This is a genomic window from Pseudomonas sp. GW456-E7 (assembly GCF_059424105.1).
In genome coordinates, this window is the sequence record NZ_JBWKZB010000097.1 from 1 (window position 1) to 7,080 (window position 7,080).

At 62.5% G+C, this 7,080-nt stretch carries 7 protein-coding genes and 1 pseudogene; 6 read left to right on the forward strand and 2 right to left on the reverse strand.

The window, feature by feature from the left end:
• From AC07YV_RS29505 to ycaC, 5 genes are all read left to right on the forward strand, one after another.
• On the forward strand, positions 1-265 hold a 265-nt coding region (locus tag AC07YV_RS29505), incomplete at its 5' end, for a DUF6124 family protein (protein ID WP_102702793.1).
• 257 nt (positions 266-522) lie between these two features.
• Entirely contained in the window at positions 523-939 is a 417-nt protein-coding gene (locus AC07YV_RS29510) for a DoxX family protein (RefSeq protein ID WP_102702792.1), read from the forward strand.
• A complete protein-coding gene (locus tag AC07YV_RS29515) occupies positions 932-1,540 on the forward strand; it encodes an antibiotic biosynthesis monooxygenase (RefSeq protein ID WP_102702791.1) in 609 nt (202 codons plus the stop codon). Before AC07YV_RS29510 ends, AC07YV_RS29515 begins: the two co-directional genes overlap by 8 nt.
• The gene (locus tag AC07YV_RS29520) at positions 1,540-3,378 is read left to right on the forward strand and encodes an amidohydrolase (protein ID WP_102702790.1); all 1,839 of its coding nucleotides are present in this window, start codon (positions 1,540-1,542) and stop codon (positions 3,376-3,378) included. The genes AC07YV_RS29515 and AC07YV_RS29520 overlap by 1 nt, the downstream gene beginning before the upstream one ends.
• Before the next feature lie 69 nt (positions 3,379-3,447).
• Positions 3,448-4,074, forward strand: a complete 627-nt coding sequence (gene ycaC, locus AC07YV_RS29525; RefSeq protein ID WP_007991021.1) for an isochorismate family cysteine hydrolase YcaC — start codon at positions 3,448-3,450, stop codon at positions 4,072-4,074.
• A 121-nt stretch (positions 4,075-4,195) separates the two neighbouring features.
• Here the strand turns inward: ycaC and AC07YV_RS29530 are convergent, their stop codons facing one another.
• A complete protein-coding gene (locus tag AC07YV_RS29530; protein ID WP_102702789.1) occupies positions 4,196-5,623 on the reverse strand; it encodes a mechanosensitive ion channel family protein in 1,428 nt (475 codons plus the stop codon).
• Positions 5,624-5,774: 151 nt separating this feature from the next.
• Between AC07YV_RS29530 and AC07YV_RS29535 the strand changes: the two genes are divergently transcribed.
• Positions 5,775-6,671: a LysR family transcriptional regulator gene (locus tag AC07YV_RS29535; protein ID WP_102702788.1), complete on the forward strand. Its 897-nt coding sequence runs from the start codon at positions 5,775-5,777 to the stop codon at positions 6,669-6,671.
• 151 nt (positions 6,672-6,822) lie between these two features.
• Here the strand turns inward: AC07YV_RS29535 and AC07YV_RS29540 are convergent.
• Positions 6,823-7,080: pseudogene (locus AC07YV_RS29540) on the reverse strand (hypothetical protein); the annotation flags it as partial.

A 7,080-nucleotide genomic window follows, 5' to 3' on the forward strand; every position in this document is an offset into this window, starting at 1 on the left:
GTTCAAACCCACCCCGAATCCCCCGAAAGACCCCGCGTCACCGCGCAATCCCAGCACGATGTTTGTCATCACCCCCGACATCAACACCGAAACCCTATTGGCCCACGCCTGCGAATCCCTGGCCTCGGCCAGCATCATGGCCAGTGACCTCGCGGGATTTCTGCAAAGCCCGCATCGCAATTCACTGCTGGGGATTGCGCAGATCATCATGTTGGGTGAGCTGGCGGTGAACCGGGCGCTGGATAATCTCGATCCGCAGGAATAACCCGGTAGCAGCAACAACAAATAAACCTGTGGGAGCGGGCTTGCTCGCGAAGGCGTCATGACATTCAGCATTGATGTTGACTGACCCACCGTCTTCGCGAGCAAGCCCGCTCCCACAGGATTTTGTGTGATTTGCAGACCGCCGGCGTGCTAGCAAACAGAGCACGTACATTCAATTTTTCCTCCCCCCGTCCCGGCACTATCGAATCCTGTCCCGGCGCATCGACGCCGGTGGTTCTTCATTTGTGCAGGTGGGCCATGGACGCTTCGCGACGTGATGATCGGGCGCAAGACTGGGGGCTGCTGTTCCTGCGGGTCAGCGGCGGGTTGTTTCTGTTGTGGGTGCACGGTTTGCCCAAGCTGCTTTACTACAGTGCCGAGTTGCAGAATATCGAAGACCCTTTCCATCTGGGCGCGAACCTGACGCTGATGCTGGCGATCTTTGCCGAGGTGGTGTGCCCGCTGCTGATCGTCGGTGGGTTGCTGGTGCGTCTGGCGTGTTTGCCTGTCCTGTTTTTGCTGTGGGTGTCGATGTTGCTCGTGCATCCGCAGTGGACCCTCTTCGAAGGCCAGTTTGGCTGGCTGCTGTTGATCGTGTTCACCAGCATTCTCATCGCCGGGCCGGGACGGCTGGCGCTCAATGTCCGTTTCGCCGGAGCCTTGCGTTATGTCTGATCTCAACCGCCGTGAGCCGGCAAGTCCCGGGCCTGATGAGGTGGTGACGCTGATCGTCAAGCACCGGGTCAAGGCCGGTTTCGAAGTGCCTTATGAAGCCTGGCTGCGCAACATCGTCAAGGTGGCCGCGCAGAACGTCGGGCACCTGGGCGTGGATGTGGTGCGCGGCAAGAACGCCGGCCTCGACACCTACACCTGCGTGCTGCGCTTTTGCTCGACCGAGGCGATGCAGAACTGGCTCGATTCGCCGCAGCGCCAGGCGTTGGTCGCCGAAGCCGCGCCGATGCTGGCCGATGGCGACCAGACCGAAGTCAATCCGGTCAACGAATTCTGGTTCTCGCCCCAGGCCGAAGCCGGTACGCCACCGCCGCGCTGGAAGCAAGCCGTGGTGACGCTGTTGGTGATCCTGCCGCACACCTTGCTCGTGCCGCTGCTGTGGGGGCCGTTGTTGCGGCTCAATGCCTTGCTCTCCCACTACGTGGTGGCCACGTTCCTGATCACCCTGACCATCGTGCTCTCGGTGGTTTACATCTTCATGCCCATGGCGACGCGCCTGTTCGCGCCCTGGCTGTCTCCCGCCACATTGCACGAGGAACCCTGATGAACGCCGATCTGATTCTGTTCAATGGTCAATTTCATACCGTTGACCGCGAAAAGCCGCTCGCCAGCGCGGTGGCGATCAGCGACGGTCGCTTTGTCGCGGTGGGCAGTGATGCCGAGGCCATGGCCCTGCGTGGCTCGAGCACCCAAGTGATCGACCTCAAGGGCCGCTGTGTGATTCCCGGGCTCAACGACTCGCACTTGCACCTGATCCGCGGTGGCTTGAACTACAACCTGGAACTGCGTTGGGAAGGTGTACCGTCCCTGGCCGATGCCTTGCGCATGCTCAAGGATCAGGCCGACCGCACGCCGACGCCCCAGTGGGTGCGGGTGGTCGGGGGCTGGAACGAATTCCAGTTCGCCGAGAAGCGCATGCCGACCCTGGCCGAGCTCAACCAGGCGGCACCGGACACGCCGGTGTTTGTGCTGCACCTGTACGACCGCGCCTTGCTCAACCGCGCGGCGTTGCGTGTCGCCGGTTACACCCGCGATACGCCGAACCCGCCGGGTGGCGAGATCGTGCGCGACGCCAACGGCGAGCCGACCGGCATGCTGGTGGCGCGGCCCAACGCGATGATTCTGTACTCGACCCTGGCCAAGGGGCCGAAGCTGCCGCTGGAGTATCAGGTCAACTCGACCCGCCAGTTCATGCGCGAACTCAATCGCCTGGGCCTGACCAGCGCCATCGATGCCGGCGGTGGTTTCCAGAATTATCCGGACGATTACCAGGTGATCGAGCAGTTGGCGAAGGATGAGCAACTGACCGTGCGCATCGCCTACAACCTGTTCACCCAGAAACCCAAGGAAGAGCTGACCGACTTCAAGAACTGGACTGGCAGCGTGAAGCTGCACCAGGGTGACGATTACCTGCGCCACAACGGCGCCGGGGAAATGCTGGTGTTCTCGGCGGCGGACTTCGAAGACTTCCTCGAGCCGCGCCCGGACCTGCCGCAAACCATGGAAGCCGAACTGGAGCCGGTGGTGCGCCATCTGGTGGAGCAACGCTGGCCATTCCGTTTGCACGCCACTTACAACGAGTCCATCAGCCGCATGCTCGACGTGTTCGAGAAGGTCAACCGCGACATTCCGTTCAACGGCTTGCCGTGGTTTTTCGACCACGCCGAAACCATCACCCCGCAGAACATCGAGCGGGTGAGGGCGCTGGGTGGCGGCATTGCGATTCAGGATCGCATGGCCTTCCAGGGCGAGTATTTCGTCGAGCGGTACGGCGCGAAAGCTGCCGAAGCCACGCCACCGATCAAGCGCATGCTGGCCGAGGGTGTACCGGTCGGTGCCGGTACCGACGCCACGCGGGTATCGAGTTACAACCCGTGGACTTCGCTGTACTGGATGGTCAGTGGCCGCACCGTCGGCGGCCTGGAACTGCACGCCGAAGGCCTGTCGCGCCTGACGGCGCTGGAACTGTTCACCCACGGCAGCGCCTGGTTCTCGTCGGAGCAAGGCAAGAAAGGCCAGATCAAGGTCGGGCAACTGGCCGACGTCGCCGCCCTCAGTGCGGACTTCTTCAGTGTCGATGAAGAGGCGATCAAGTGGATCGAGTCGGTGCTGACGGTGGTCGGCGGCAAAGTGGTGTACGGCGCTGGTGACTTCGAGAAGCTCGGGCCGGCCAGTGTGCCGGTGCTGCCGGACTGGTCGCCGGTTGTGAAAGTGCCGGGCCACTGGCGCCCGACGTCGCCGATGCAGGCCCGGGTTCACCACTGCAGCGGGCCGTGTGCGGTGCATTCCCACAGCCATGAACGGGCGCGCCTGTCGAACGCGCCGGTCAGCGATTTCGCCGGTTTCTGGGGCGCCTTTGGCTGCTCGTGTTTTGCCTTCTGACGAACTCAAAAAAGCGCCGACCCAACAGGGCGGCGCGGTATGCAACAACCATCCATCAAGGAGCTTCCAATGAGCAACGTTCCGTACAAACGCTTGAACAAAGACGATGCCGTGGTCTTGCTGGTCGACCACCAGACCGGTCTGATCTCGCTGGTGCAGGATTTCTCGCCCAACGAGTTCAAGAACAACGTGCTGGCGCTGGGCGACATCGCCAAGTTCTTCAAACTGCCGACCATCCTCACCACCAGTTTCGACAGCGGTCCGAACGGCCCGATCGTGCCGGAGCTCAAGGCGCAGTTCCCGGACGCGCCGTTCATTGCCCGCCCGGGCCAGATCAACGCCTGGGACAACGAAGACTTCGTCAAGGCGATCAAGGCCACCGGTCGCAAGCAACTGATCATCGCCGGTGTGGTGACCGACGTGTGCGTGGCATTCCCGACCCTGTCGGCCATTGCCGAAGGCTTTGAGGTGTTTGTGGTGACCGACGCTTCCGGCACCTTCAACACCACCGTGCAACAAGCGGCCTGGGCACGCATGTCGGCCGCCGGTGCACACCTGCTGAACTGGTTCGCCGTGGCCTGCGAGCTGCAAGGCGACTGGCGCAACGACATGGAAGGCCTGGCCAACCTGCTGTCCGAGCGCCTGCCGAACTATCGCAACCTGATCAACAGCTACATGAAGTTCACTGCCAAGTAAGACGTACACCTGTGGGAGCGAGCTTGCTCGCGATGGCGGCGTATCAGTCGATACATAGGTTGACTGACAGAAAGCTATCGCGAGCAAGCTCGCTCCCACAGTGTTTTGTGTCAGCCGCGGATCAGCGACTCTGCAACCACCCCAAAAAACCACCTTTCCTGGCCGCCACCGGTTTGGCCATCAACGCCATCCGGCTGTTCTGCTGGCGCACCGCTTGCAGCTTGTTCAACGCCCGGTCGACCTCCCGTCGTTGCGCCATGCAGTCGCGGGTCAGGGATTTGTCGAGGCGGTAGATGATGCTTGAGGTCATGGCGGTGAACCGTGCCTGGGACGGCGTATCGGCGAGGATGCTTTGTTCACCCATGACTTCACTGGGCCCCATGCGCCCGGCTTCGATCTGCGTGCTGCCGTCGGGGACCGTGGCGCTGACCACGCCGGTGGCGATGACGAACAGACTGTCCGGTACTTCCTCCAGGTCCAGCACCACATCACCGGCCGCGTATTGCTGCGCCACCATGTTCTGGGCCAGGCGATCCCGTTCCTCGGCGCTCAGGGAACGGAAGATCTTCACTTCATCGAGCAAGGCCCGTGCGCGGGTCGACGGCTCGATCACGCCATCGGGTTGCCGGGAAATGCCTGCCGCTTCGAGGTGCCGATGGGCCAGGTCGAACAGTTGATTGCGCACTTCACCCTTTTTGCCCAGTTCGGCGATGAAGCCGCTGGCCACGTATTCGGACATGGTTTCGCCGGCCTCCTTGAGCACGGCTTTCGGCGCCGGATCGAGCAGCAGACTGCTGCTGCCCTGAAGGGTGCGGTCCAGGGCATCGAGTACGCGGCGCGGGCGAATGTGGTTGGGCACCTGAATGCTGATCGACACGCCGTGCATGTTGAACGGGCGGCTGAGGTTGACGATCTTTGCCTTGGCCGCCACCGAGTTCGGCACCACCGCGGTGCTGCCGGCGCTGGTCAGCAGGTGAGTGGCACGCCAGTCGATGTCCAGCACCTTGCCCTCGATACCGTCGATGGAAACCCGGTCATCGACCTGGTAGGGCTTGGTGGTGTTGAGCACGATGCCGGAGAACACGTCGCTCAAGGTGCTCTGCAATGCCAGGCCCACTACGATGGCGACGACGCCGGAGGTCGCCAGCAAACCTTTCACTGGCAGTTCCAGCACGTAGCCGGCGGCGGCCACCACCGCAATCAGGAACACCAGTGCGCCGATGACATCCTGCAACAGCCGGCCGCTGTGGCCGATGCGCCGCATCAGGGCCAGGCCGATCACTTCGGTGAGCACCCGCGCCGCGTACAGCCACCAGAGAATCCCCAGTGCCGTGGCCCCCAGTTGTGCCACGCGATCATCGGCAAACAACGGCGCCTGCAAAGGGCTGACGCCCGCGTTGATGAGCACCGCGCTGAACAGCACAAACAGCGCCAGGCGCACACCGACCCGGCTGACGCGATGCTTGAATGGCGCGAGGTGCCAGAGCAGGGCGTCGATGGCCAGCAGCAGGGTGCTCAGGGAGAGCAGGTGACCGAGGAGAAAGGACATGGAAATGCTCCAGTAGAAATGAGGTCGCGCAGGTGGAGGGTGCTGTTGTGGCGAGGGAGTGGCCGCCTGCTTGAGTGTGGAGCAGATTAATACTGTGTCAGGAAAGGAAAAAGCGGCTATAAAGTGTTTGACTGTCAACCAGGAAGTGACAATGAACCCCTTCGAAGATATGCGTATTTTTTGCCAGGTGATGGAGTCTGGAAGCTTCACGGCTGCCGCCGATCAACTGGGGCTGTCCAAGCAGTTTGTCAGTCGTCGCTTGATGCAACTCGAAGAACGCCTGGGCGTGCGCCTGCTCAATCGCTCGACCCGGCGACTGGATGTCACGCCGCTGGGGCAAAGCTATTACGAGTCAGCCTTGCGCCTGCTCAGCGAAGTCGAACAAGTGGAGCAGGGCATCGCCGGCCAGACCACCGAGCCACGCGGGACCCTTCGTGTCAGCGCTCCGCTATCGTTCGCACTGGCGCATCTGGGCTGCCTGTTGCCGGTGTTTTTGCAGCGCTATCGCGACGTGACGGTGGAGATGGATCTGAGCGATCGGCCTGTGGATTTGCTGGGTGAGGGATACGACCTGGCGTTGCGCATCGGCACGCTCGAGGATTCGACCTTGATTGCCCGGCGGATCGCGTCGATCCAGCGGGTGTACTGCGCAAGCCCGGCGTACCTGGCCGAGCGCGGCACGCCGCTCAAACCTGAGGATTTGCACGGTCATGACTGTCTGCCGTACGGCCATGGTCGACAGGTGCAATGGCGTTTTGCGGGGCAGGGCAAGCCGCTGACGGTCAACGTCACCGGGCGGATGCGGGTCAACAACGGCGAGGTGCTCAGGGATTCGGCAATCGCCGGCCTGGGGATCACGTATTTGCCGGCGTTCATCGTCGGCTCGGCGTTGAAGGATGGACGGCTGGTGGAGGTACTGGAGGATTTGCGGCCGGAGCCGCTGCCGTTATCGGCGGTGTATCCGCAACACCGGCAGAGCTCGCGGCCGGTGCAGGCGCTGGTTGAGTTTTTGCGCGAGGCGCTGGATCAGTCTGAGGGTGGCGTGTAGGAATGCGCAGTCCCTGACTCAAACGAACCTGTGGGAGCGAGCCTGCTCGCGATGGCGTCGTGTCATCCAACATTGAAGTCGTCTGACACTCCGCCTTCGCGAGCAGGCTCGCTCCCACAGGGGGTTTGTGTTGTTTGGGAATCAGTAGGAATCAGGTCCTTTTGTCATCGCCGGGTTCGGCATGAACGCCACGGTCATCGCCGGGCTCGCCATTGGCATGAACGCCACGGTCATCGCCGGGCTCGCCATTGGCATGGACACCACGGTCATCGCCGGGCTCGCCATTGGCATGAACGCCACGGTCATCGCCGGGCTCGCCATTGGCATGGACACCACGGTCATCGCCGGGCTCGCCATTGGCATGAACGCCATGGTCATCCCCGGGCTCGCCATTGGCATGGACACCACG

What these genes read in the sequence shown, in the direction of transcription:
- AC07YV_RS29530 (WP_102702789.1), bottom strand. Translation starts at nt 5,623, where the DNA reads ATGTCCTTTCTCCTCGGTCACCTGCTCTCCCTGAGCACCCTGCTGCTG.
- ycaC (WP_007991021.1), top strand. Translation starts at nt 3,448, where the DNA reads ATGAGCAACGTTCCGTACAAACGCTTGAACAAAGACGATGCCGTGGTC.
- AC07YV_RS29520 (WP_102702790.1), top strand. Translation starts at nt 1,540, where the DNA reads ATGAACGCCGATCTGATTCTGTTCAATGGTCAATTTCATACCGTTGAC.
- AC07YV_RS29510 (WP_102702792.1), top strand. Translation starts at nt 523, where the DNA reads ATGGACGCTTCGCGACGTGATGATCGGGCGCAAGACTGGGGGCTGCTG.
- AC07YV_RS29535 (WP_102702788.1), top strand. Translation starts at nt 5,775, where the DNA reads ATGAACCCCTTCGAAGATATGCGTATTTTTTGCCAGGTGATGGAGTCT.
- AC07YV_RS29515 (WP_102702791.1), top strand. Translation starts at nt 932, where the DNA reads ATGTCTGATCTCAACCGCCGTGAGCCGGCAAGTCCCGGGCCTGATGAG.